Annotated in this window: 22 protein-coding genes; 11 read left to right on the plus strand and 11 right to left on the minus strand. The window is 54.9% G+C overall.

The genetic code is table 11. The annotated features are described in order from the left end of the window. Nucleotides 1-101 precede the first annotated feature (101 nt). Nucleotides 102-1,346, plus strand: a complete 1,245-nt coding sequence (locus TH19_RS17335; protein ID WP_114103691.1) for an MFS transporter — start codon at nt 102-104, stop codon at nt 1,344-1,346. 41 nt (nt 1,347-1,387) lie between these two features. Next, the gene (locus tag TH19_RS17340; RefSeq protein WP_114103622.1) at nt 1,388-1,861 is read left to right on the plus strand and encodes a YaiI/YqxD family protein; all 474 of its coding nucleotides are present in this window, start codon (nt 1,388-1,390) and stop codon (nt 1,859-1,861) included. Between the two features lie 153 nt (nt 1,862-2,014). Here TH19_RS17340 and TH19_RS17345 read toward each other — a convergent pair whose 3' ends face one another. From TH19_RS17345 to TH19_RS17365, 6 genes are all read right to left on the minus strand, one after another. Beyond that, on the minus strand, nt 2,015-3,472 hold the full coding sequence (locus TH19_RS17345) for an aldehyde dehydrogenase (protein ID WP_114103623.1): 1,458 nt from the start codon (nt 3,470-3,472) through the stop codon (nt 2,015-2,017). A 52-nt stretch (nt 3,473-3,524) separates the two neighbouring features. Continuing rightward, nucleotides 3,525-4,241 carry an ABC transporter ATP-binding protein gene (locus tag TH19_RS17350; RefSeq protein ID WP_114103624.1) on the minus strand — a complete coding sequence of 239 codons (717 nt, stop codon included), beginning with the start codon at nt 4,239-4,241 and terminating at the stop codon, nt 3,525-3,527. Further along, nucleotides 4,234-4,968 (minus strand): ABC transporter ATP-binding protein, encoded by a 735-nt coding sequence (locus tag TH19_RS22795; protein ID WP_181846463.1) that lies wholly within the window; start codon nt 4,966-4,968, stop codon nt 4,234-4,236. Before TH19_RS22795 ends, TH19_RS17350 begins: the two co-directional genes overlap by 8 nt. After that, the gene (locus tag TH19_RS22800; protein WP_181846464.1) at nt 4,965-5,945 is read right to left on the minus strand and encodes a branched-chain amino acid ABC transporter permease; all 981 of its coding nucleotides are present in this window, start codon (nt 5,943-5,945) and stop codon (nt 4,965-4,967) included. Before TH19_RS22800 ends, TH19_RS22795 begins: the two co-directional genes overlap by 4 nt. After that, nucleotides 5,942-6,814 (minus strand): branched-chain amino acid ABC transporter permease, encoded by an 873-nt coding sequence (locus tag TH19_RS17360; protein WP_114103625.1) that lies wholly within the window; start codon nt 6,812-6,814, stop codon nt 5,942-5,944. The genes TH19_RS22800 and TH19_RS17360 overlap by 4 nt, the downstream gene beginning before the upstream one ends. 102 nt (nt 6,815-6,916) lie before the next feature. Beyond that, nucleotides 6,917-8,134 (minus strand): amino acid ABC transporter substrate-binding protein, encoded by a 1,218-nt coding sequence (locus TH19_RS17365; RefSeq protein WP_114103626.1) that lies wholly within the window; start codon nt 8,132-8,134, stop codon nt 6,917-6,919. A gap of 317 nt (nt 8,135-8,451) precedes the next feature. Between TH19_RS17365 and TH19_RS17370 the strand changes: the two genes are divergently transcribed. The 3 genes from TH19_RS17370 (at nt 8,452) to TH19_RS17380 (ending at nt 11,729) form a co-directional block, all read left to right on the plus strand. Further along, the gene (locus TH19_RS17370; RefSeq protein WP_114103627.1) at nt 8,452-9,426 is read left to right on the plus strand and encodes a helix-turn-helix domain-containing protein; all 975 of its coding nucleotides are present in this window, start codon (nt 8,452-8,454) and stop codon (nt 9,424-9,426) included. Between the two features lie 158 nt (nt 9,427-9,584). Beyond that, nucleotides 9,585-10,427: a DUF3750 domain-containing protein gene (locus TH19_RS17375; RefSeq protein ID WP_114103628.1), complete on the plus strand. Its 843-nt coding sequence runs from the start codon at nt 9,585-9,587 to the stop codon at nt 10,425-10,427. A 90-nt stretch (nt 10,428-10,517) separates the two neighbouring features. After that, entirely contained in the window at nt 10,518-11,729 is a 1,212-nt protein-coding gene (locus TH19_RS17380; protein WP_258548018.1) for an MFS transporter, read from the plus strand. Nucleotides 11,730-11,783: 54 nt separating this feature from the next. Here the strand turns inward: TH19_RS17380 and zigA are convergent, their stop codons facing one another. After that, a complete protein-coding gene (gene zigA, locus TH19_RS17385; protein WP_114103629.1) occupies nt 11,784-12,995 on the minus strand; it encodes a zinc metallochaperone GTPase ZigA in 1,212 nt (403 codons plus the stop codon). Nucleotides 12,996-13,192: 197 nt separating this feature from the next. Between zigA and TH19_RS17390 the strand changes: the two genes are divergently transcribed. Further along, nucleotides 13,193-14,884: a methyl-accepting chemotaxis protein gene (locus TH19_RS17390; RefSeq protein ID WP_114103630.1), complete on the plus strand. Its 1,692-nt coding sequence runs from the start codon at nt 13,193-13,195 to the stop codon at nt 14,882-14,884. A 104-nt stretch (nt 14,885-14,988) separates the two neighbouring features. On the opposite strand, the gene TH19_RS17395 is transcribed toward TH19_RS17390, so the two are convergent. After that, on the minus strand, nt 14,989-15,690 hold the full coding sequence (locus TH19_RS17395; RefSeq protein WP_114103631.1) for a glutathione binding-like protein: 702 nt from the start codon (nt 15,688-15,690) through the stop codon (nt 14,989-14,991). A 155-nt stretch (nt 15,691-15,845) separates the two neighbouring features. Between TH19_RS17395 and TH19_RS17400 the strand changes: the two genes are divergently transcribed. Then, nucleotides 15,846-16,538 carry a glutathione S-transferase family protein gene (locus TH19_RS17400; protein WP_114103632.1) on the plus strand — a complete coding sequence of 231 codons (693 nt, stop codon included), beginning with the start codon at nt 15,846-15,848 and terminating at the stop codon, nt 16,536-16,538. Between the two features lie 185 nt (nt 16,539-16,723). Here TH19_RS17400 and TH19_RS17405 read toward each other — a convergent pair whose 3' ends face one another. Then, a complete protein-coding gene (locus TH19_RS17405; protein WP_114103633.1) occupies nt 16,724-17,386 on the minus strand; it encodes a hemerythrin domain-containing protein in 663 nt (220 codons plus the stop codon). A gap of 113 nt (nt 17,387-17,499) precedes the next feature. Between TH19_RS17405 and TH19_RS17410 the strand changes: the two genes are divergently transcribed. Continuing rightward, on the plus strand, nt 17,500-18,447 hold the full coding sequence (locus tag TH19_RS17410; protein ID WP_114103634.1) for a LysR family transcriptional regulator: 948 nt from the start codon (nt 17,500-17,502) through the stop codon (nt 18,445-18,447). Nucleotides 18,448-18,524: 77 nt separating this feature from the next. On the opposite strand, the gene TH19_RS17415 is transcribed toward TH19_RS17410, so the two are convergent. Beyond that, nucleotides 18,525-19,748 carry an MFS transporter gene (locus TH19_RS17415; RefSeq protein WP_114103635.1) on the minus strand — a complete coding sequence of 408 codons (1,224 nt, stop codon included), beginning with the start codon at nt 19,746-19,748 and terminating at the stop codon, nt 18,525-18,527. A gap of 113 nt (nt 19,749-19,861) precedes the next feature. On the opposite strand from TH19_RS17415, the gene TH19_RS17420 reads away from it, so the two are divergent. Then, complete coding sequence (locus TH19_RS17420) at nt 19,862-20,800, plus strand: LysR family transcriptional regulator (protein ID WP_114103636.1); 939 nt, start codon at nt 19,862-19,864, stop codon at nt 20,798-20,800. A gap of 51 nt (nt 20,801-20,851) precedes the next feature. Here the strand turns inward: TH19_RS17420 and TH19_RS17425 are convergent, their stop codons facing one another. Continuing rightward, complete coding sequence (locus TH19_RS17425) at nt 20,852-22,192, minus strand: MFS transporter (RefSeq protein WP_114103637.1); 1,341 nt, start codon at nt 22,190-22,192, stop codon at nt 20,852-20,854. A 441-nt stretch (nt 22,193-22,633) separates the two neighbouring features. Between TH19_RS17425 and cyoA the strand changes: the two genes are divergently transcribed. Further along, nucleotides 22,634-23,776 (plus strand): ubiquinol oxidase subunit II, encoded by a 1,143-nt coding sequence (cyoA, locus tag TH19_RS17430; RefSeq protein WP_114103638.1) that lies wholly within the window; start codon nt 22,634-22,636, stop codon nt 23,774-23,776. Between the two features lie 91 nt (nt 23,777-23,867). Further along, entirely contained in the window at nt 23,868-25,877 is a 2,010-nt protein-coding gene (gene cyoB / locus TH19_RS17435; RefSeq protein ID WP_114103639.1) for a cytochrome o ubiquinol oxidase subunit I, read from the plus strand. Nucleotides 25,878-25,884 lie beyond the last annotated feature (7 nt).

Raw genomic sequence — 25,884 nt, forward strand, 5'->3', positions numbered from 1 at the left:
GACATCCTGATCGCGGGATGCGGAAAAAATTTCACTCTTTTTAGTTGAAACGCTAGAACGGTTCTTTGATATCGCCACCCGATAACAAGGACATCAGTGAAATGCGCGACGGGGTTACAGGACCGGACAGTCCCGATGAAAAGCCAGCGATGAATGCCATGCTGGCGCGGCTTGACCGATATCCGTTGCTGGTTCTTGCACTGGTGCTGATCGGGGCGTTTGCAACAAGCTGTGTTGCGCCGCTGACCGGACTTTATGTTGTGGAAGGACTGGGCGAACCGCCCTGGAAAACCAGCCTTGTTGCGATTGTGCAGGTTTGCGTCACGCTTTTGACCAACCGGGCATACGGGCGTGCGATTGATCGCGGTGTGCCGATCCGTTTCCTTGTGATTCCGAGTATTACCTGCTTTGCGGCGGGGATGCTGTTGCTGGGCACGTTTCAGGTTTACTGGGTGTATCTGGCGATTGTGTCGGTATTGCTTGGTGTCGGGTCCGGGGTTTTGTCGGTTGTCTATTCGTTCGGGCGGCTTTTTGCCGAGCAGACCGGGCGCAATATCGCCAAATTCAACGGGTTTCTGCGGATGCAGACATCGCTTGGCTGGATGGTTGGGCCTGCGGTATCGCTGACGGTTTTCGGAGCATACGGCTTTGCCGTGACCTATTACGCGATTGCGGCATTGGCGGTGATCTGGTTTGGCGTTTGTCTTATGGTTGTGCCTGCGGCGTTTCGGACCCACCATCCCGGCATGCTTGATCCCAATGCCAAAGTCCCGTTCAATCGCGGGCTTTTGATTGCCTGTATTCCGGTGTTCCTGCTGGGGTCCGGGAATGTGGTTTTTGTGTCGGCCATGCCGCTTTATTTCTCGACCGAGCTTGGCCTGATGCCGTCTGCGGCCGGTCTTGAGCTGACCGTTAAATGCTTTGTCGAAGTGGTGGTGATTTATTACTGCGCATCAATCATTCGCAGGGTTGGTGAACGCAAGGGCATGGTGATTGCAGCGATCCTTGCCATCATCTTTTTTGGGGCAATCCACAGTGCGGACAGTTTGACCGATGTTCTTGTTCTGTCGGTGCTTGACGGGCTTTATTACGGTATCTTTGCCGGGATCAGCATGACGTTCGTTCAGAACTTTGCTCCCGAACAGCCCGGTGTCGCGACCAGCTATTATATAAGTTCGCTTTTTGTCGGGGGACTGGTTGGCAATCTTTTGACCGGGCTTGTGGCCAGCGCATTTGATTTCCGCACGACAACACTTTTTGCCTGTGGCCTTGCGGCGATTGGCTGTGTTGTTTTGATGTTGATGCGCGAAGCAAAGCATTCAGAACAGACAACCGGGACTGCGTGAAGATGGCTTGACTTTCATCGCGGCCCGGCGATGATCGCGCCATGTCAGAACAAATCCAAAATACGCGCCCGCGTTTGTTTGTCGATGCCGATGCCTGTCCGGTAAAGGCGGAATGCGAACGTGTGGCCGAACGTCACCGGATCGAGATGATTTTGGTGTCCAATGGCGGTATTCGCCCGTCGCGTAATCCGTTGATCCGGATCGTGATCGTCCCGCCCGAACCCGATGCAGCCGATGACTGGATCGCCGAGAATGCCCGGGCGCGCGATGTGATCGTCACCAATGACATTCCATTGGCGTCACGCGGGCTTGAGATCGGGGCAAGGGTGCTTAAGGCCAATGGCCAGGAATTTACCGAGGCCAATATCGGTAATGCCTTGGCTGGGCGCGAGATTGCTGCCCATATGCGCGAAGTCACCGGCGAGCAGGGCCGAAATGCGGCCTTTACCCAAAAAGACCGGTCGAAATTTTCCAGTGCGCTTGAAGTTCTGGTTCAGGCCGTTTTGCGCGGCTGATCAAAAAGAACAGGCCGCCGAACAGATGTCCGGCGGCCTGCACACAGGTCCTGATTTGTAAAGGGAACTTGGTACAAATCAGGCTTCCCCCCTGCGTAACTGAACAAGACGGGAAACCGGGCGATTGCGCGCCCGGCTGGAAATGTTTGCGGCTTAGAACGGGTAGTGACGTTTGCCGCTCTGGATGGTGATCCAGCGCATTTCGGTGAATTCGTCGATCGATGCCTGGGAACCGAAACGGCCATAACCGGAAGATTTCACACCGCCAAACGGCATTTGTGCTTCGTCCTGAACGGTCGGGCTGTTGATGTGGCAGATGCCGCTTTCGATGCGCTTGGCTACGTCCATTGCACGCGGGATGTTGGTTGAGAAGACCGCAGAGGACAGGCCATATTCACTGTCATTGGCAATGCGAACGGCTTCGTCTTCGTTGCCGGCACGAATGACGACACAGATCGGACCAAAGCTTTCCTCGGAATAGATTTTCATTGCCGGGGTGACGTGATCGAGAAGGGTTGCGTCCATCAGAACGCCGTCCTTGGCCTTGCCCGAACCGGCAACCAGTTTGGCACCCTTGGAAACCGCATCTTCGACCAGTTCTTCGATGCGATTGACGGCTTCGACACTGACCACACCACCAAGGATGTGTTCGGCCTTGGCCGGATCACCCGCGGTAAGGGTCTTTGCCTTGGCGGCAAGTTTGGCAACGAATGCATCCGCAACGGCATTGTCAACGATCAGACGTTCGGTCGACATGCAAATCTGGCCCTGGTTCATATAGGCACCAAAGGCGGCACCATTGACGGCTTCGTCAAGGTCGGCATCGTCAAGAACAAGGAACGGTGCCTTGCCGCCCAGTTCGAGAAGAACCGGCTTCAGATGTTCGGCGCCCAGCTTGGCGATGATGCGACCCACACGCGTCGAGCCGGTGAAGTTGATGCGACGCACAGCCGGGTGGGCAATCAGGGCTTCGACGATTTCCGGGGCATCTTCCGGGGCGTTGGTCACAACGTTGACCACACCTTCGGGTGCGCCAGCCTCGACAAGGCATTCACCGATCAGGCGGTGCAGGGCCGGGCAAAGTTCGGACGCCTTGAGAACCACGGTGTTACCGCAGGCAAGCGGCATCGCAATGGCGCGTGTGCCCAGAATGACCGGTGCGTTCCAGGGCGCAATACCCAGAACAACGCCGACCGGCTGACGAATGCCCATGGCCATCAGGCCCGGGTGATCGGACGGAATGATGTCACCCATGATCTGGGTGGTCATGGCGCCGGCTTCGCGGAGCATGTTGGCAGCAAGATGGGCGTTAAAGCCGCCCCACATGCGGGTGCTTCCGGTTTCATCAAGGACGAGCTGACCGAAATCGGCACCTTTTGCTTCCATGATGTCGGCGGCTTTGAGCAAAATCTTGCGGCGTGCGCCCGGACCCATTTTCGACCATTCCGGGAAGGCGGCAGCAGCGGCATCGGCAGCCTTGCGGGCATCGGCGGCATTGGCAGCCGCGGCAATGGTTGCGGTTTCGCCGGTGACCGGGTTTTTGCGTTCAAACGTGCGGTTGTTTGAAGCACTTACATCCTGGTTGCCGATCAACAATTTTACATCATTCATGACGTTTCTCCTGACTTTTCAATTTCTGCTGTGAGGTGGCGAAAGGCTGCTTTTACGCAGCCCCAAGGCCAAGGAAGGCCTTTTGCACAGCAGGGTCGGATTGCAGGGCCCGGGCGGTGTCCTGCCCGGTGATGGCCCCGTTTTCAATCAGATATCCCCGATCTGATATGGCGAGGGACTGGTGCGCGTTCTGTTCGACCAGAAGAACACCAACCCCGGTTGTACGAATGGCGGCAAGGGCCTTGAATAGATCCCCGGTCATGATAGGTGACAGACCAAGGGAGGGTTCATCAAGAAGCAAAATATCGGGGTTCGACATCAGCGCACGGCCAATGGCGACCATTTGCTGTTCGCCGCCGCTCATGGTGCGGGCGGCCTGACCCAGTCGTTCCGCCAGTTTGGGGAACAAACCAATCACCCGATCAAGGTTTTGTTTCTCAGATGCCCGCGCCCGTTTGGCAAAGGCACCAAGTTCAAGATTTTCACGCACCGTCAATTCGCCGAAAATGCCGCGGCCTTCGGGCACAAGTGCCAGTCCGGCTTCGACGATTTTATGGGCGGAAAGATCGGTAAGTTCGGCCCCGGAAAGATTGATGCGGGTGCCGTCCTGTGCGGCGACAAGGCCAGCGCAAGCTTTGAGAAGGCTGCTTTTGCCTGCGCCATTAGCCCCAAGCATCACAACGATTTCACCGCGATCAACGGTTAGCGATACGTCGCGCAGGGCTGCATGTTTGCCATAGGAAACAGACAGGTTTTTGATATCAAGCATGGCTGTCTCCCAGATAGGCACGGACAACTTCCGGGTCGGAAAGGACTTCGTCCGGTGTGCCGTCGGCAATTTTGGTGCCGGCATTCATGACAACACAGCGGTCGCACAGGCTTCTGATGGCATCCATCACATGTTCGACCATGATGATGGTAAGGCCTTCGTCCTTGAGCTTGCGGACCAGTGCAATGCCGTCCTGAAGCTCGGACGGGTTCAACCCGGCCAGCCATTCATCAAGCAAAAGAAGCTTGGGCTGAAGAGCAAGGGCCCGACCAAGTTCAAGACGTTTCTGATCAATATAGGTCAGATCACCGGCAGGTATGTGGGCCTGTTTGGCAAGGCCGATCCGGTCAAGCAGTTCAAGGGCCGCCTTATGCGCCGCATCCCCCCACAGCGGATTGGTGCGATAGGCAAGACCGGCTTCGATATTTTCCACGCAATCAAGATCGGGCAGAACGCGCACAAGCTGGAAGGTACGTGCAATGCCGGAATGGCTGATTTTATGGGCCGGAAGGCTTGTGATGTTTTTTCCGCCAATGACAACCTTGCCTTCATCGGGTGACAGGGCACCGGAAATCAGGTTCATCACCGTGGTCTTGCCCGATCCGTTCGGACCCAGCAGACCGACAATTTCACCGGCATGGACATCAAACTGCATCTGATTGACGGCAATCAGACCACCGAATGCCTTGTGCAGCCCGGAAATCGACAGAAGAATTTCGGTGTTCATGCTGTTTTCTCCTCTGACTTGCGGGTGGTTTCGGTGTCGGTTGAAAGGGTGCGCTTTTTCGGCGCACGGTATTTTTCATACAGACCCACCACACCACCGGGCAGAAGATAGACAATGACCATGAAGACACAGCCAAGCAGAATGCTGAAATGGTTTGGGAAGCTTGCGGTCAGAACTTCAAACAGCAGGGTCAGCGGAATGACGCCCAGCAGCGGACCCAGCAAGCGGCGCGGCCCGCCCAGAAGTGCCATGATGACAACCTGGAATGACAGCATCGGGTTAAAGGCAATCACCGGATCGATATAGGTCCAGCGCGGCGCGATGATTGCGCCGGTCAGTGTCATGAATAGGGCAGACAGGACAAACAGGGCGACTTTGACGCGGGTAACGTCGATGCCGCAATGTTTGGCCACGGTTTCGTCTTCGCCAATGATACGAAGCGCAAAGCCAAGACGCGACCGTCCCAGAACAAAGCCGGTCAGAAGCAGAACAGCAAACAGGGCCAGCAACTGCCAGTAAATGTCGTTCTGGGTGATATCAAGGAAGACATAGCGGCCCATTTCACGGGTGACATTGACTTCGTACCAACTGACGACCTGACGGACCAGTTCGGTCAGGCCAAAGGTAAAGATCACGAAATAGACGCCCGCCAGTCGCAAGGTCGAAAAACCAACCAGAAGGGCAACCACGGTTCCAGCAAGACCGGCACATAAAAGAACTAGCGGGAAGGCCAGAACTTCGCCAAGCACGGCCACCGTATAGGCACCAATGCCAAAGAACACGACAGTGGCAAGCGAGATATAGCGCGTCGGACCAGAGAACATCGACCAGGCCGTGGCAAGTACCGCAAAGCTGACGACACTGATCGCAAGGGACATGTAATAGCTGTCAACAAGTGACGGCAGGAAGGCAAGGGCGGCAAAGATTACGGCACCGATGGCAACCGGTTTGATGAAATCGGGTTTCAGGATGCTCATGATGCTGCCCTCCCGAACAGGCCGGATGGTTTGATCAGCAAGACCAGAAGGAAAATCACATAGGTCACAGCAATGGTCAGGCCCGGATCGACATAGGTTGCAACAAGGCTTTCAGCAACACCAAGGATCAGGCCTGCAATCAGCGCCCCCAGAAGGTTACCGACCCCGCCCATGATCACAACGATCAGGGCCTTCATGGTAAAGACAACCCCCATCGATGTCGAAAAGGTCAGGAACATGCTGACCAGAACGCCACCGACGGCGGCAACCGCACCACCAAGGGCAAAGGCAAAGCAGGAGGCGAAATTGACATCAATGGCAACAAGGCGGGCCGAGGTCGGATCAACCGCAACCGCACGAAGGGCGGTGCCGATACGGGTGCGCGTCAGGATCAGATAGAAGCCAAGACCAATGACAACGGCAAAGCCGAGCGCAACCAGACGGTTGGCGGCAATGGCTGCGCCAAAGACGTCGACGGCGTCATTCATGAAGTCATAGCTGTAATAATTGCCGCCAAACCAGACCAGCAGAACACCCTGAACGATGAACAGCAGGCCAAAGGTGGCCAGGATGCTGTCAACTTCAAGCATGCCGCGGTTTTTGGCGCGTGCGACCAGCGGGGTCAGCAAAATGCGGTAAATGGCCCAGTTCAGTGCGAAACTGAGCGGGATGATAATCAAAAGACCGACAATCGGGTTGATGCCCAAGGTGGTCATGAAAACAAAGGCAATAAAGGACGCGACAATAACCAGTTCGCCATAGGCGAGGTTCATGATGCGCGAGACACCGTATTGCAGGGTCAGCCCCATGGCGACCAAGGCATACATGCCGCCAAGAGTAATGCCCGATAGGATTGCGTAGCTTAACATTCACTTTTTCCCAGAGGGGGATTTGGTCCCGGAGGGTGAGGTGTCGGGGTTCCCGCGCCGTTTTGCACAGGCAGAAACCCCGGCGATCCTTACTAGGCGTGATTAGTTCGCAGCCTTCCAGGCCGGTTTCGGGAAGACAAGTTCATGCGCGCCTTCCATGCTGGTCGGGGCAACGCCGACAAACTTGCCGTCCTGCCACTGTCCGACCTGCCAGAAGTTCTGGTCGCCCGGCTTGTAGGTGCCAAGGATAGTGTCAAAGCCGCCTTTTGCCAGTTCGGCATTCACAGCTTCGCGGTCGGTGGAACCGGCACGTTCAATCGCCTGATGCAGGGACTGAAGCGATGCCCAGTTGACGATGGATGCCCAGCGATCCGGTTCACGACCGGCAAAGGCAACGTGGCGTGCAATGTAATCTGCGATTTTCGGATCGGTTTCGCTTGCGCCACCGAGGCTGACGACGCCCTGAGCATCCGCACCAAAACGATCTTTATACAGCGGGAAGGCAGTACCGACACCGGCATAGAAGATTTTCGGGTTAAAGCCGAGAACGCGGGACTGTTCGGTCAGGCCAAGGGTGCCCGGCGGGTAGGAGAAAGCAACAAAGGTATCGGCACCAAGGGATTTGATGTCGTTGACGATGGTTGCAAGATCCTGTGAGCCGAGCGGATAGGTCTTGTCATAGACCAGATCGAAATCACGTTCTTCAAGGGCAGCGCGCCCCGCCTTGGACAGTTCGATACCAAATCCGTCCGCAACGGCGATCATGGCAACCTTGTCATTGATCTTGCCGGCGTCTTTCAGACCTTTGAGGAATTCGGCCATTTCAACGGCATATTGTTCGCCGGTGCCCAGCAGCCAGTACGAATTTTTCCAGCGCTGTGCCAGTTGCGGTGCCTTGTCGGTGACGGCGGTGCCCGCCAGATGAGCGTATCCGGCGCGATCAAGGATCGGTGCCACGGCAAGGTTCAGGCCAGTACCCCAAGGTGACAGGATGAAATCAACCTTGTCCTGGTTGATCAGGCGTTCAACCGCGCGAACGGCTTCTTCGGAGCTGGAGCGGTCGTCATATTCGACGACTTCGATCGGGATTTGTTTGCCACCGACCTTCAGGCCGCCAGCATCGTTGATTTCCTTGACCCACATTTCGTAGTTCGGGGTGGTGCTGGTGGCGGCACCCGGTGCACCCGGGCCGGTTTTCGAGATGGCATAACCAATGCGGTATGTTTCCTGGGCATTGGCACCAAACAGCGTCGCGGTGCTCATCAGGGCGGTGGTGGCCGCGGCGATGGTCGCGAAGCGCAGTTTTGCAGAAATTTGCATGCTATTCCTCCTGATCTCTGTGCAGAGACGGTTTTCCCGTTTGCGCGTTATTTCAGGAGTATAGGCAAAGAGATTCTGTTATTTACTTCACAGTGCAAAGTAAATCTCCGGCGTATCCTCCCGCCCATTAGTTCGCATATGCAAAATAATGGGAACGCATTTTTTGATATGTATTGTTGTTTTTGCGGTTCCTTTGACCGTCACTCTAGTAAGCGATGGAACCGTTCCAATGTAAAGATAGCGAAATTGACATTTTAAGACGAAAAATTGTACTTTTATACGTATAACCATTTGGAATGGATAGGCGATAAAAAGGCATGTCTGCGCAGTCACCCCGGTATATCCCGGTTTCCAGCCCGGCCCGTTTAGGCGAAAGCCCGTTTGATGATCTGTTACCTGTCACGGCACAGGCGATGATGGATCGGTTTGATCATCCTTTGTCATCGCAAAGCTGGGTGATGAATGATCCGGGGCGGCGGGATCGTTGTTATGCCGTGCTGTTATTGTCCGGGCGGGCACAGATTGCCTTGCGCCAGGGGGTGATTGAGTGCAAGGCCCCGGCGCTGGTGTGGCTTCCGCTTGGCGAGACACAGCGTTTTACGGTCAATGCCGGGGGCGAGGGGTATTTGCTGTCGGTTGCCGATGATCTTGTGGCGCGCCATTGCGGCGATGGCGGCATGGCTGGCGGCAGTCCGGCCGGCGGGGGGCTTCCGCTTAGGCTTGCGGCCGATACGGTGCATAATGTGATCCCGGCAGAAAATAGCGAGAACCTTTCACATTTGCGCCGCAGCTTTGAAGCGATCCGGGCCGAACTTATGCAAAACGCGCTTGGGGCCAGCCTTGTGGTCGGTGCGCATTTGCAGATCATCCTGACCATGGTGTTGCGTCTTGCCGAAAGCGTTATGGAGCAGCGCGACAAGCATCGCCCGGGATCAATTACCTTTCAGCGTTTTTTGCAGGTGCTTGAACTTCATTTTCGCGAACACTGGAATGTGGCCGATTACGCGACCGCACTTGGCGTCAGTGAAAGGCGGTTGGGGTCGGCCGTTTTGCGGGCCACGGGCAAGCCGCCGCTTACGGTTATTCATGAACGCGTGTTGCGCGAAGCCTGTATGCGGCTGGAACAAAGTCCGCTCGGCGTTGCACAGATTGCCTATGGGCTTGGGTTTCGGGACCCGGCCTATTTCAGTCGATTTTTCAAACGCTATATGGGGGAAGCGCCCGGCGGATATCGCCGTCTTCGGCGGGCGGCAGAACGGGTGCGTGATGATACCTTTGCCGCCTGGCCATAAGGTCTTGGCGGGGTAACCGTTTGGTGAATGTCGCGAAAATGTATCAGGGTCTCACAGCTTGTTGATCAGGGACCTGTGTTGCGTTGCCTTTTTTTGATCTTACTTCTCCGCTTTGATCGTAATGTTACTGCAACGCAAAATCGGAACGGATTGAAAACTTGGGTAAAGGCAAAACCATCTTTCTTGGACTTCTGGCGGTTCTTGTTCTGCCATTTGGCATCAGTCTTGCGGAAGACCCGCCAAGCCAGAAGAAGAAGGAAAGCTATACATGGCGGACCGCCCCGCGCCACTCGTCCGGGGTGGCCCCGGATGCGCAGGCGCATGCCAATCAGGCGATTGTCATGGTGATGGCGGCCGATACATTTGGCTGGCGCGGGTATTTTGCCGTTCATCCGTGGATCATTTACAAGCGTGCCGGTGAAACCAGCTATACCCGCTATGACGTTGTTGGTTGGGGCGGTGGCAATGTGGTGCGCAAGAATTATGCGATCCCCGACGGGCTTTGGTTCGGCTCCAAACCCAAAATCCTTGCCGATCAGCGCGGCGAGAGTGCCGAGGCCCTGATTGATCAGGTTGAAGCAGCGGTAAAAAGTTATCCGTTCCCGAATGAATATCGCAGCTATCCCGGACCCAACAGCAATACCTTTATGGCCCATATCGGGCGCGAGGTGCCCGGCCTTGATCTTGACATGCCGGCCAATGCGATTGGCAAGGATTACCGTCCGATCACCAATCCGGTGGGTATGTCGTCCAGCGGGCAGGGCGTTCAGGCCAACCTTCTGGGGGTTCTTGGATTTTCGGTCGGCCTTGAAGAAGGGATCGAACTTAATCTTCTGGGTCTGAATTTCGGGATCGATTTCAATCGTCCGGCCCTGCGTTTGCCGTCTATCGGGCGGTTGGGGATGGATAATGTCGCATCCCAGGATGACGGGAACCTTGCCACGTCACCGGATAAGGCGGGCGATACGGCGGAAACCGCGATTGCGGAACCCAGCAGCTGATGGGGCAATAGACCCTTGATTTAAGGTCTTGTCATTTCGGTGAAATAGCGCGAAGTCTTGCTTTCTGAGAATCATTCGCAAGGCGTGCCCGTGTTTTCCCATTTCAGTCTTTTTGCCCGACCGGGCAGTATTCCCACGACCGTCTGGGTGCTTGGGTTTGTCAGTCTTTTGATGGATGTGTCATCAGAGATGGTGCAAACCCTGTTGCCGCTTTACATGGTCACGGGGCTTGGGCTTACAGCCGTTACCATCGGCCTGATCGAGGCGATTGCGATTGCCACGGCAACCGCGACCAAACTGTTTTCCGGTATTTTTTCCGATCTGGTTGGATCGCGCAAATGGCTGGTGGTTATCGGCTATGGGCTTGGTGCGGTGGCAAAGCCGTTCTTTCCGCTGGCCGAAGGGCTTGGTGCGATTGTGGCGGGCCGGTTTGTTGACCGGGTTGGCAAGGGCATCCGCAGTGCGCCGCGTGATGCCCTGATTGCGGATGCGGCACCGGCCGATAAACGCGGTGCCAGTTTTGGTTTGCGCAAATCACTTGATACGGTTGGCGGTTTCGTCGGTCCGTTGATTGCCGTTCTGGTCATGATGATGTCGGGCGGGGACTACCGGCTGGTATTCTGGCTTGCAGTTATTCCGGCGGTTTTTGCGGTGGTGATGCTGGTGACCGGTATCCGTGAACCGGCAAGCAAACAGGGACCGGGAAAGCGTCAATCACTTGCCGGGCTTTTCAAGCGTTCGGGCGATCTTGGACGGGGCTTCTGGCTTGTCATGGTGGCGGCGGGAATTTTGATGCTGGCACGGTTTAGCGAGGCATTTTTGCTTTTGCAGGCGGGTGACATCGGTATTGTCGCAAGCTATGTGCCGCTGGTTCTGGTGTTGATGCATGTGGTGTACGGGCTTTGTGCCTATCCGGTCGGGGTTTTGTCAGACCGCATCGGGCGTCAGGGATTGCTGATCGGCAGCATTGGTGTCCTGGCGGTGGCGGATCTGGTCATTGCATTTGCGCTGGGCGTGGGCGGGTATCTGATCGGGATCGCGTTATGGGGGCTTCATATGGGGATGTCCCAAGGTCTGATCGCAACACTGGTTGCCGATCACAGCCCGGATAACTTGCGTGGAACCGCGTTTGGCATTTTCAATCTGGTTTGTGGTGTTGCCCTGATACTGGCCAATTTGATTGCCGGGATCGTCTGGGAACAGTCGGGGGCCTCTATGACCTTTGTGATCGGGGCCGGGGCCTGTGTGGTGGCACTTTGTTTCTTTGGGCTGGTTTCGATGCGGACCGCCCTGACATCTTGATCAAGGCAACGCAATAAAAACGCCCGCTTGTTGCGGGCGCTTTGACAGATGGCATCAGTTGCGCGACCAGCGCGGGAACGGATCGGGCAGGTTGGCATAGGTTGCCGGATCGAAGGAAGATGTCAGGGCATCATCGGCCTCGTCCACAAGGCATTCGGACAGGCGTTGACGCAGGGCGGCTTCGTTCATGTTCTGGCCGATAAAGACGATTTCCTGCCGACGGTCGGCAAAGACCGGGTCCCATTTTGAAAAGACCATATCGCGCCATGCCGGATTGTCCGGCCATTGATCACGGGGCACCGCGCACCACCATGTGCCAAGGGCCTCTGTCTTGACAGCGGCGCCGGCCTGACTGATTTCACCAACCCAGTCGGGGCGGGTGGCCAGCCAGAAATGACCCTTGGCGCGCAGCACGCCCGGCCATTCACTGTTGATAAAGGCGTGGAAACGTTCCGGGTGAAAGGGCAGGGATGTGCGGAAGGTAAAGCTTTTGATCCCGTATTCCTCGGTCTCGGGGACGTGGTCGGCAAAGCCATACAGTTCCTTGGCCCATAAAGGATGGTTTTGCGCCCGTTCGAAATCAAAGCGGCCGGTATTGAGGATGCGTTCGGGGGTGACGATGCTGTGTGTGGTTTCGATGATTTCGGCATCGGCATTCAGTGCCTTGATAATCCCCAGCACAGATTTGCGTTCGTCATCATTGATCAGATCAAGCTTGTTCAGGACGATAACATCGGCGAATTCAATCTGATCGACCAGAAGATCAACGATGGATCGGTCATCGGCATCCCCCAGACTTTCGCCCCGGTCAGACAACAATTCGGTGGAGCTGTAATCGGCAATCATGCGCGCGCCATCAACCACCGTGACCATGGTATCAAGTTTGGCAATGTCGCCAAGCGACTGCCCGTCTTCATCACGGAAATCAAAGGTGGCCGCAACCGGAAGCGGTTCGGAAATGCCGGTTGATTCGATCAGCAAATAGTCAAAACGTCCCTGTTCGGCAAGACGGCGAACCTCGGCCAGCAAGTCGTCGCGCAATGTGCAGCAAATGCAGCCATTGGTCATTTCGACCAGCTTTTCATCGGTCTGGGAAAGTTCGGACCCGCCATTGCGGATCAGATCGGCATCAATATTGACCTCGGACATGTCATTGACGATGACCGCAACCCGCAAGCCACGGCGGTTGTTAAGGACATGATTTAGAAGGGTGGTTTTGCCAGCACCAAGAAAGCCGGACAAAACGGTTACGGGAAGGGGTTTCATCAAGTGACCTATAAATGTTATGTTATAACGTAACATTTATAGGTTTGCAGTGTGAGGTCAAGCCAAAAGTCCGCAAGGGTAATCCAGCAAGGGAGCTGCTTGTCATCTGGTCTGGTGTAAGTGTGTGATATTAAACCTTGAATTTTGCTTCAGATTGCACACATGCTTCAAACAACAATCATAATTTGGGGTACGTCATGCTTAAACTCGGATCTATCAAGATCGGCATGCGGTTGCTGCTGATCGTTGCTGCTGCGATTATCGCGGCACTTCTTGTCGGGGCTTTCGGGCTTTATGAACTTCGCAACAATATGCTTGAGGATCGTAAAGTGAAGACACGAGAGTTGGTGGAAACGGCACTCAGTGTTGCGGAATTTTATCATAGCCGGCAAGTGGCGGGCGAAATGACCGAGGAAGAAGCGCAGAAAACGGCTGGCGCCGTGATTTCGAGTATGCGCTATGACAAAACCAACTACTTTTTCGTCTTTGACTATACCCCGGTTGTACTGTTCCACGATATCAAGCCTGACCTTATCGGGCAGAATATGAGTAATGCGACAGATGGTGCAGGCAAGAAGCACTATGCGGCATTCGCTGATATGGCTGCCAAAAATGGTGAGGGTTTTGTCGACTACACGTACAAAAAACCCGATGGCAGCGGTACGCGCCCCAAACTGTCCTTTGTGAAAAAGTTTGAACCGTGGAAATGGATCGTGGCCACGGGCATCTATATTGATGACGTCAATGCAGTGTTCATCAGCAGTATGCTGGTGATGGGGGCTGTTGCGGGCGGTATTCTTCTGGTTGTGACGGTTGGGGCCTTGATGATCAGTCGTGGCATTGCCGTGCCGCTTTTTGCCATCTCGGATAACATGTTGAAACTTGCCACTGGTGATCACGATATCGCGGTTCAGTATACGGATCAGAAAAGTGAAATCGGTGATCTTGCCCGCGCAATGGATGTGTTCCGTGGAAAGACCATCGAGATGGAACAGATGCGTGTTCAGCGCGAGGAACAGGAACGACGGGCAGAAGTTGAAAAACGCCAGGCTTTGAACAAAATGGCGGACAATTTTGAAGCAACAGTCGGTCAGGTGGTCGCGCAGGTTATTCGTGCATCTGGCAATATGCAGACATCGGCAAATGCCATGACCGCGACCGCAAAGCAGGTCGGACAGCGTTCGACACTGGTTTCGGCGGCGTCGCAGGAGATGTCATCGAATGTTGAAACGGTCTCGGCGGCTGCGGAAGAATTGAGTGCGTCGATTGCCGAAATCAGCAATCAGGTTGCCCAGTCGTCGGGGATTGCGACGGGGGCTGTGAAAACATCCGAGGATACACATCAGAAAATCGAACTTCTGGCGGATGCGGCAAACCAGATTGGTGAAGTGGTTTCGCTGATCACCAATATCGCCGAACAAACCAACCTGCTGGCCTTGAACGCCACGATTGAGGCAGCCCGCGCCGGGGATGCAGGCAAAGGATTTGCCGTTGTTGCCAACGAGGTCAAAAATCTTGCCAACCAGACGGGCAGGGCAACAGAAGACATTCGATCCCAGGTCGAGGACATCCAGGTTGCAACCCGAAGTGCCGTAGATGCGATTGCGGAAATCGCCGAAACGATCCGTCAACTGGACGGGTCAACAACGACGATTGCAGCCGCAGTCGAAGAACAGGGGGCTGCGACACAGGAAATCGCCCGAAATGTCGAGCAGGCAGCGCAAGGAACGCGCGAAGTCAGCGAGAATATTACGGGTGTATCAAGTGCGGCAGATGATGCAGACCGTCTTTCGAGCGAGGTTCTTGGTCTTGCCGAGGGCCTTGGATCGCAGGCAAGTGACCTGAACAAGGCGGTCGAGGCCTTTTTGGCGGAAGTTCGCGGCGCTTAGGTGTTCTTCACTGCGATATGAGATCACAATCAAAAAAACCGCCGATCAGTTCGGCGGTTTTTTATTGGTCATGTGCTTGATGCATCCGTCAGGGATGCAAATCATCAGCCTTTGTTGGTGCTGTTTGCGGTCTGGCCAAACAGGACTTTTTTGTCCTCGTCGGTCATGACCGGATTGCGCATGCCTTCGCCGACCTTATAGGCCGCAACAGTTGCCGGGCGGGCTTCGATTTCGGTGAACCAGCGTTTCAGGTTCGGGAAATCATTAAGATCCTGTTGCTGTTTTTCGTGGCTGACGATCCACGGATAGGACGCCATGTCGGCAATGGTGTAGTCGTCACCGGCAATGAATTTACGGCCTTCGAGGCGCTTGTTCAGCACACCATAAAGACGATTGGTTTCGTTGACATAGCGGGTGATCGCATAGGGGATCTTTTCCGGGGCATAGGTGCCGAAATGGTGGTTCTGACCGGCCATCGGGCCAAGACCGCCCATCTGCCAGAACAGCCATTCCATCACGGTTTTGCGGCCGCGGACATCGGTGGGCAGGAACTTGCCGGTTTTCTCGGCCAGATATTGCAAGATCGCACCGGATTCAAACACGGTAATGGCCTCGCCGCCATCGGCCGGATCACGGTCAATGATTGCCGGCATCCGGTTGTTTGGCGAAAAGGCCAGGAAATCGGGTTTGAACTGGTCGCCTGCGCCGATATTGATCGGGAAAACCTTGTAGTCCAGACCGGATTCTTCAAGGAAAAGAGTGATCTTGTGACCGTTCGGGGTCGGCCAGTAGTAAAGCTCAATCATGAGATCGGGGCTCCTTCAAGTAAATTTCTGGTGGCTAGTTCAATAAACGAACCTTGCCAACTGAGACATTATCGGTCAATTTAAAACGAACGTTCCAGAATGCAATCCCGGGTCACGGTTTCGTGTAAGGCAACCGACCCGCAAGGAGACTATTGATGATCCGCTTCTATTTTCATCCGACGCCGAACCCCCAGAAAATCTCGATGATGCTTGAAGCGTGCGGGATTGAGTACGCGGTTCTGCCGGTTGATACCCGCAAAGGCCAACAGCATGATCCGGCGTTCCGCGCGATCAACCCGAATGGCAAGGTTCCGGCAATTGTGGATACGGACGGGGCAGGCGGCAAGGCGGTTCGTGTCTTCGATTCCAATGCGATTCTGCTTTATCTTGCAGAGAAGGTCGGAAAGTTTCAGGGCAAGCCGGAAGATCGCGGTGAGTTGCTGTCATGGTTGATGTTCATTGCCACCGGTCTTGGCCCGTTTTCCGGACAGGCCGTCCATTTCCAGCATGTCGCCCCTGAAGGCAGTGATTACGGCGTAAACCGTTATCGCAACGAGATTGCCCGCCATTATCAGGTTCTGGAAGATCACATGGTTGGTCGTGCCTTTATCGTCGGTGACGAGATGACGATTGTTGATATTTCGGCCTGGGGCTGGATCGACAAGGCCCCGTTTGTGCACAAAAACCCGGATGTCATGACCAAATATCCGAACCTGAAACGCTGGTTCGATATGATGAACGATCTGCCTGCGGCGATTGCTGCGCGCAATGTTGGCAAGGATCACGTCTTCAAAACCGAAATGGATGAAGACGCCAAACGCGCCATGTTCCCGTCCAACTACGTTTGACGGGCATGCGTGTTCGTCGGGAAGTTTGGCGTTACATCAGGCGCGCTTGCATAAGCGCCCCGGCTGAGGGGGAGACAGCCGAAGGTGTAAAGAGCCAGACTTCCCGATTGATACCGCGACGACATGGATATGAATATGCCGGGCTTTGTAAGCCCGGCATTTTTGTTTGCTCGTGATTTTGAATGTCAGGCAGCGATCTTGTCGGCGATTGCTGCCATAAGCTGGTCATAGGCATCTGCGGGCATGGCGGCCTGCATGCCGCGTAACATCTCGTCGCGTTCGTGCCAGTTCTGGGCGCTGACAATGGCGCGCATGAAGCGCACCATCATGTCAGGACGGATACCCGAGACAATCTGGCCTTCAAGCTGTTGCAGTTCCGCATCGGTGTAAAGCCGGTGCAAGTGTCCCTGAAGTACGGTTTCCTCGCCTTCCATATGGGCAAGGTCGGCAGCCACAAAATTGCAGAAGGTTTTATAAAGTGCCCGGCCAAGATGTTGGCGTTCCGGGCCAGTTGCCGTCGTTTGCAGACTATCAAGCAGCAAGGTCATGGCATCAAACGCGACCTGATGGGCGTCGTGTTCTTCGTCGGCCCGGGTGCTGGCACCGGCAAGGCGTGTTTCAATCGCGGTATGGATGATTTCATCTTCGTGACGCAGATGATCGGCGCACATTTCCAGATGGCGGCGCAATTCACTGATCATCCGTGCGGATTCAAGATTGCTTGACCAGTCGGTGGTGCCAAGGGCGGTCATGATCTGGCAATGCATGAAGCGAATGCCTTTATGCACCGTGTAATAAAGGTCGTGGCGCGGGGCCGAATGGCCGGTGTTTTCCAGTGTTTTGGTCATGGCTGTTTTAGGTCCTGGGTTCGGGAAAGCATGTCGGGGCTGCTTGTGCCATAGACCGCGAATGTGATAATTATCCGATATTCGGAAATATTATCTGACAGGAACAGATAATCATGGATCGTCTTCGTGCCATGCAGGTTTTCGTCCGGGTTGTTGAACGCAGCAGTTTCGTCCGGGCGGCAGAAGAATTCGGCTATTCGCATGGTATGGCCAGTTCGATCGTCAAGGAACTGGAACGTCATCTGGGGGTCGAGCTGTTGCGGCGGACAACCCGGCGACTGTCCCTGACCGAGGACGGGCAGCGTTACTTTGACACCGCACGCGGCATCCTTGGCGATATCGCCGATCTTGAAGATGACATTGGCGCATCGGAAAAACGGCCACGCGGCAATTTGCGCATACAGGTGCCGGTCGGGCTTTCGCGGATGGTTGTGGCACCGGCCTTGCCGGGGTTTCTGGAACCCTATCCCGAACTTGGTATGCAGTTATTGTCGCGCAACGGATTTCCCGATTTTGTCGCAGACAATATTGATGCCGCGATCTTTATCGGTGAACCACCCGAACAGAATATCATCGCCCGCCCGCTTGGACGTATTCCGTTTATTACCAGTGCCGCCCCGATTTACCTGAAAAAGCACGGCGTTCCGCACACAACGGACGATCTGGCCGAACATGAATGCATCGGGATCATTTCATCGGGGACGGGCACCAATCTTGACTGGCGTTTCCAGGTCGATGGTGTCGAAAAGCATATCGTGACCCACGGGCGGCTGGCCTTTGAAAGCAGCGAAGCCGCGGTGGCGGCCGCCGTTGCCGGGGGCGGGGTTTTGCAGATGATTGCCTTTCTGGTGGCAGAGGATATCGCCAAGGGAAACCTCAGACCGGTCTTGTCGGACTGTCTATATCCCGGCGCAACCATCAGTCTGATTTATCCCAAACAGGCGCGGATGCCCAAAAAGCTTCGCGTCTTCGAGACGTTTTTGCGGCAAACCATGAAACGGTACAGCCAAGACTGGCAGTCAAAGGATGTTGGGCATTTGTTTGCCGATCAAGCGTTATGATTGACAAAAAACAACATCCCGGCGGCAAACCGGGATGTTGTGTCTATGCAATCAGGGATATTCGAAGGCCGGGATGATCAGGGATGTGATGTGGTCCGGTCTGCAAGAAACCGGATGGTCAGGCTGATGACACCGGCAATCACGCCGATTGCCATGACCGACAGATAACCGCCAGCGGCAAACAATTGCGTTCCCAGTACCGATCCTGATGCCATGCCAATGAACATGACGGTGAAGAAGACCGAGTTCAGGCGACTTCTGGCCTCGGGCGCGATCTGATAGACAATCGTCTGATGGGAAACCAGCGTTGCCTGCACGCCAAGGTCAAAGCCGATTGTGCCGATGGCAAGAACGACAAGCTGCATGTTGGTCGTTCCCAGAAGGGGGACGAAGCTCATGACTGCAAAAGACAGGATCAGGATCGCCGAGCCAAGTTTGGTGACAAGGGCCGGGCCGTGACGGTCGGAAAGACTGCCGGCATAGCGGGCCATAAGGGCACCAACAGCCCCCAGCAAACCAAACGCACCGGCAATGTCGCTGCCCAGCTGATAGCGTTGATGGAGGATCAGCGACAGGGACGACCAGAAGGCGCTAAAGGCGATGGCAAGAAAAGCCTGTGAAATTGCGGCATATCGCAGGGATGGATGATCGGCCCACAGATGCGCCAGCGATTTCAGAAGTTTGGGATAACTCATGGTCGCGTGGGTCTGGAAGGATGGCAAAATCTTCCATAATGCAAATCCGATGATCAGGATTTCGATGGCAGCCAGTTGAAGCACAACCCGCCAGCCGAAATATTCGGCAATCACGCCACTGACGGTTCGCGACAGCAGAATGCCGACAAGCAAGCCGGTCATCACCGTGCCGATGGTTTTGCCATGCAGATGTTTGGGCGACAGAATGGCGGCGGCCGGAACAATGTCCTGGGCCATGGTAGCGGCAATGCCGATCAGAAGGCTGGTGAACAGGATGGTGTTCAGGCCGGGCGAGATGCTGCCGATCAGAAGCATGGCGGCCAGCAGAATGCTTTTAAGCACAATCAGCGTGCGCCGGTCATGGCGGTCACCAAGTGGCAAAAGAAACAGAATGCCAAGGGCATATCCGGCCTGGGTGATGGTCGGGATCAGGCCGGTGGTGCCGATGCCAAGGGAAAGCTCGTTCCCGATCATGCTGAGAACGGGCTGGGTGTAATAAATCGATGCAACGGCCGAACCGGCACCAAGAGCCAGCGCAAAGACAATGTTGCGCGATGGTGCGGCGGTGATGGGCTGCGTGTCTGCGGTCTGTTGCGCAGTCGTCATGGGAAGCTCCGTAAAGCAGAATTGAATTGCCCCCAGAATTATGGATGACGCGCTGGTTTGGTAGAGGGTTGTGCTGTAAGATGGTTATACGTAAAGCGTATGAAAGGTGACGGATGTCTTCCGTTGATCGTATGGAGTTGATGCAAACATTTGTGCGTATCGTCGATGGCGGAAGCCTTTCGGCGGCGGCCGTTTTGTTGAATACGACACAACCGACAATCAGCCGCAGGCTGCGCACGCTTGAAGATTTGCTGGGTGTCGAGCTGATCCTGCGCAATACCCATGCGATCAAGCTGACCGATGACGGGGAACGCTGTTATGCCCATGCCCGGACCCTGATCGAAGGGTGGGACGCCCTGACCGAGGAATTGTCGGGAACACATGGCGCGCCGGTCGGGCGGCTTGCGGTCAAGGTGCCACATGCCTTTGGTCAGGATCAGTTGATCCAGCCATTGATCGAGTTTTTGAAACGCTATGATCAGGTCAGTGTCGATTGGGTATTAAGTGACCGGCCACCAGACTTTATTTCTGAACGGATTGATTGCGCCATCCATGTTGGCCCGGTGTCCGATCCGTCACATGTTGCTGTTCTGCTTGCGGAAATCCCGCGCATTGTTGTTGCCGCCCCAGAGGTGTTGAAGGGCGTTTCCCCCAATCATGCTGACATGCTGGCGGACCTGCCATGGGTGTCGCTTAAGACATTCTATGGGTCCGAAATTGCCTTGCAGAATATCAGCAGTCAGGAAATGGTCCGGTTTCCGATCAAGCCGCGCCTGAGCACGGACAGTCTGTTCGCAACCCGTCAGGCGGTGCTTGGCGGCTTGGGGGCGGGGATTGTATCGCGCTGGATCGTTGTTGATGATTTGCGGGCGGGCAAGCTGGTGCATTTGTGCCCGGACTGGCAAGCGTCCTCTTTGCCGGTGTATCTGGTTTATCCCTATGCCAGTTATTATCCGGCACGCATGCGCAAATTCTTTGAAATCCTGCGTGATTTCATGCCCGGACTGGCCGAGGTCGAAGTGCCGGTGCGCAGGACAAGCCCCCAAAAATAAAACACCCCGGTCTTGGCCGGGGTGTTTGATCTAAGATATCGGTTTTGCAGATCAGTCGGTGTTCTTGGAACCGAACTGTTTGTTGAAATGCAAAACCAGAAGCGTAACAACCGCGCCTGACAGCAGATAGGCACCAACACCGGGCAGACCGAACTTGTCGCAGAGATAAAGTGCGATCAGCGGGGCGAAACCGGCACCAAGCAGCCATGCCAAGTCGGACGTCAGTGCCGAACCGGTATAGCGGTATTCACGCTTGAAGTTCGAAGCAAGCGTCCCGGCCGCCTGACCAAAGCACAGGCCAAGTACCGCAAAGCCGCCCAGAACAATCATGCCTTCATTGATGATGTTGAAGTTGTAAAGAAGCGGGGTCAGAACTGCACCCAGGAAGATGATCCCGGCACTGTATCCCAACAGGCGACGACGACCGAGCTGATCGGCGATGAAGCCCGATGCGACAATGCCAAGGGCGCAAAGCACGGCCCCGACACCCTGGGTCAACAGGAACTGACCGGGATTGCCATTGGCATAAAGATAGACCCAGCTGAGCGCAAAGACCGTGACGAGATGGAACAGGGCATAGCTGACCATCGGGACCAGTGCGCCAAGCACGACCGTCCGGCCGTTATGTTTAAGGGTATCCATCACGCGGGCGGCTTCGAGTTCATTCTGTTCAAGCAGATGACCGAATTCCGAGGTGGCAACCAGACGCAGGCGGGCGAACAGGGCAACGACGTTAATCGCAAAGGCCACGAAGAACGCATAGCGCCAGCCAAATGCCAGGAAGTCATCGGGATGCAGGGTCAAAAGCAGATAGGCAAACAGCGATGATGCCACCATGAAGCCAAGCGGTGCGCCCAGCTGCGGGATCATTGCATACCAGCCCTTGCGATTGTCCGGGGCGTTAAGAGCAAGAAGAGATGCCAGACCATCCCATGCGCCGCCCCATGCAAGACCTTGCAGGAAGCGGAAGGCGCACAGCAGATAGATCGCCAGAACACCTGCCGAGGCGAAACTTGGCAGGAAGGCCATCGCCGCGGTGGAGCCGCCAAGCATGAACATGGCAATTGTCAGCTTTACGCCGCGACCATACCGGCGGTCGACTGTCATGAAGACAAGGGAACCGACGGGGCGGGCAATAAAGGCCAGAGAGAAGATGGCAAAGGAATACATGGTGCCGACCAATGCCGTTTCACCGGGAAACAGCAATTGCGGAAACACCAGTACCGATGCGATGCAGTAAACGAAGAAGTCGAAAAATTCCGAAGTCCGGCCGATGATCACGCCAAGCGCAATCTGACCGGGATCGTTAGTGGCGTCGGCATTGTGATGCCGCGCATCGCGTTCCAAACCTGATGAGGTAGCGGTCGCGTAGTTTTCTGTCGTTTGGTTCACGCCGTTCTCCCTAAATCACTGGCTGGACCTTTGGGTCCTAACTACTTTTGATTGGATCACAAATCCGGCTCTGATGACGATACGACTTTGGATCGAGTCTAATTATAGACATGTGAATTGCAAACGTCAGTGTCAATTATCGTTCTGCACCGCACAACGTCAGGTTTACATTGTTATGATAATTATCATAAAGACCCTGCTATGCGCCGCGGGTACCTTGACATTGTTGCGATGCAGCTATAGCACTTCCCGCGAAATTCCGACCTGGCGGGTTTTTGAAAAAAATTTGCCGAAATTGTGCCCTTTGCGTGGATGTTTGGGATGATTGTTCCCATATGCCGATGCGACAGGGTACGACGTGTGGCGATCTCCGATAGGTCGTCTATGCGGCTTGCAGGCATTTTTTTGCTTGCAGGGACATCTTCCAGAAACTGACAAAGTATGAAGCTCATGCTTTCAAAACTTGTACGCGGCGTCGCTGTAGCCTCGATGTTTTCGCTTCTGGCCGGTTGCAACCTGGTTGTTATCGACCCGTCGGGAGATATCGCGTCCCAGCAGTCCGATTTGATTATCGTTTCCACGATCCTCATGTTGCTGATCATCATTCCGGTGATGGCACTGACTGTTTTCTTTGCCTGGAAATACCGCCAGGGTAACAAGGATGCGGAATACGATCCCGAGTGGCACCATTCCACGAAGCTTGAAGTCATCATCTGGTCCGCACCGCTGGTGATCATTATTGCGCTTGGCGCAATCACCTGGGTTACGACGCATACGCTTGATCCGTATCGTCCGCTGGACCGTATTGATGCAGAACGTCCGTTGGACAAAGATCACAAACCGATGGTGATCGAAGTCGTTTCCCTCGATTGGAAATGGCTGTTCGTATATCCCGAGCAGGGCATTGCGACCGTCAACGAACTGGCAGCGCCGATTGATACGCCGATCCAGTTCAAGATCACCTCTTCGGGTATCATGAACTCCTTCTTTATTCCGGCTCTTGCGGGTCAGATCTATTCGATGGCGGGTATGGAAACCAAACTCCATGCCGTGATCAACGAAGAAGGCGTTTATGAAGGTTTCTCGGGGAACTATAGCGGTGAGGGCTTCTCTCACATGCGCTTCAAGTTCCACGGCCTGAGCGAAGACGGGTTCAATGAATGGGTATCCAAAGTGAAGTCCGACGAGAACTTCCTTGGCCGTTCCCAGTATCTTGAACTTGAAAAGCCAAGCATTAAAGAACCGGTTCACTACTACAGCGCAGTTGATCCGGAACTCTTTGGTGCGATTCTCAACATGTGCGTCGACCAGTCGAAAATGTGCATGAACGAGATGATGTCGATTGACGAGAATGGCGGTGGCGGTCTGGCCGGTGTTTATAACGTCATGTCTTTGACTTATGACGTTCCGCGCATGCGCGGCAGCCAGCCGTTGCCCGAGATCAAGTCTTACGTCGCGACGCTTTGTACTGCCCCGGAAGAGGGTGGTTTCTCTGGCGAGATCACAAACCTGCCGTTGTTTGACAATGTGCAGCGTGACCGCGCCATGAGCGTTGCGCCCGCAGGCGTTTCGACAGGGTTCTGAAGCAGTGCCGGTTGGTGAAAGCCAACCGGCCCTTCGCAGTTGTTGCACTGGGTATCCAGTGCCTTTCTGCATTTGAAAGAAGAGTAATCCGATGTTCTCTAATCCGGACCTTTTACATTTTATATTTGGCCGGCTGTCAATCGACTCCATCCCGATGTTCCACGAGCCGATTGTCGCAGTGACATTCGCCGCTGTGGTACTGGGCGGGCTCGTTGTTATGGGCGCGCTTACCTATTTCCGTTTGTGGGGATATCTCTGGAACGAGTGGGTGACGTCGATCGATCATAAAAAGATCGGCATCATGTATATCATTCTGGCGATTGTCATGCTTCTGCGTGGCTTTGCCGATGCTCTCATGATGCGTGCCCAGCAGGCTGTCGCGTTTGGCGATGTTGCAGGCTACCTTCCGCCCGATCACTACGACCAGATCTTTACCGCGCACGGCGTGATCATGATCTTCTTCGTGGCGATGCCGCTGGTGACCGGTCTGATGAACTTCGTTGTGCCGCTGCAGATTGGCGCGCGCGACGTGGCATTCCCGTTCCTGAACAATTTCAGCTTCTGGATGACCACCTGTGGCGCCGTGCTGATCATGGTATCGCTGTTTGTCGGTGAATTCGCAAAAACCGGTTGGCTGGCTTATCCGCCGCTTTCGGACATTGTCTATAGTCCGGGGGTCGGTGTTGATTACTACATCTGGGCCTTGCAGATTGCCGGTGTCGGTACGTTGCTTTCGGGTGTGAACCTGATTGTGACCATCGTCAAAATGCGCGCACCGGGCATGTCGATGATGAAGATGCCGGTCTTTACCTGGACCTCGCTTTGCACCAACATCCTGATTGTTGCAGCGTTCCCGGTTCTGACGGCGGTACTGGTTCTGCTTGGTCTTGACCGTTATGCAGGCACCAACTTCTTTACCAACGATCTTGGCGGCAACGCCATGATGTACATCAACCTGATCTGGATCTGGGGTCACCCGGAAGTTTACATTCTGATCCTGCCGGCGTTTGGTGTGTTTTCCGAAGTTGTGTCGACCTTCTGCCGCAAGCGTCTGTTTGGCTACAACTCGATGGTTTATGCGACGGTGGTTATTACCATCCTGTCCTACATCGTGTGGCTGCACCACTTCTTCACCATGGGTTCGGGTGCAAGTGTGAACGCCTTCTTTGGCATCACCACCATGATCATCTCGATCCCGACCGGTGCAAAGGTCTTCAACTGGCTGTTCACCATGTATAAGGGCCGCATCAGCTTTGATGTCCCGATGCTGTGGACGATCGGTTTCATGCTGACCTTCGTTATCGGTGGTATGACCGGTGTTATGCTTGCGGTTCCGCCGGCTGACTTCGTGCTTCATAACAGCCTGTTCCTGATTGCCCACTTCCATAACGTGATTATCGGTGGTGTGGTCTTCGGGATGTTTGCCGGTATCGTTTACTGGTTCCCGAAAGCATTCGGCTTCAAGCTGGATGAGTTCTGGGGCAAGATGTCGTTCTGGCTGTGGACCATCGGTTTCTATTTCGCCTTCATGCCGCTTTATGTTCTCGGCCTGATGGGTGTTACCCGCCGGATGAGCCACTTTGACGATCCGTCGCTTCAGATCTGGTTCGTAATCGCTGCCTTTGGTGCGGTTCTGATTGCCGGTGGTATCGGTTCGTTCATCATGTCGATCGTTGTTGCGGTAATCAAACGCGACAAACTGCGTGATGAAACCGGTGACCCGTGGGGTGGTCGTACGCTGGAATGGTCGACTTCGTCGCCGCCCCCGGCTTACAACTTTGCCTTCACCCCGGTTATTCATGAACTTGACGCCTGGGCTGATATGAAGAAGCGCGGCTATGTCCGTCCGACTTCCGGCTTTATCGATATCCACATGCCGAAAAATACCGGCGCTGGATTTATCCTGGCTGCGATTTCGCTCGTCCTTGGTTTCGCACTCGTCTGGCACATCTGGTGGCTTGTTGCTGTAAGCTTCATCCTGCTGGTTGGTGGCGCGATTGCCCACACCTTCAACTATGACCGTGATTACCACATCCCGGCATCCGAAGTTGTTGCGACCGAAGACGAACGTACCGCCCTCTTGGCAAAACAGCAGGCGTAAGGGAATG

It is taken from the genome of Thalassospira profundimaris, from assembly GCF_003326675.1.
Lineage (GTDB): Bacteria > Pseudomonadota > Alphaproteobacteria > Rhodospirillales > Thalassospiraceae > Thalassospira > Thalassospira aquimaris.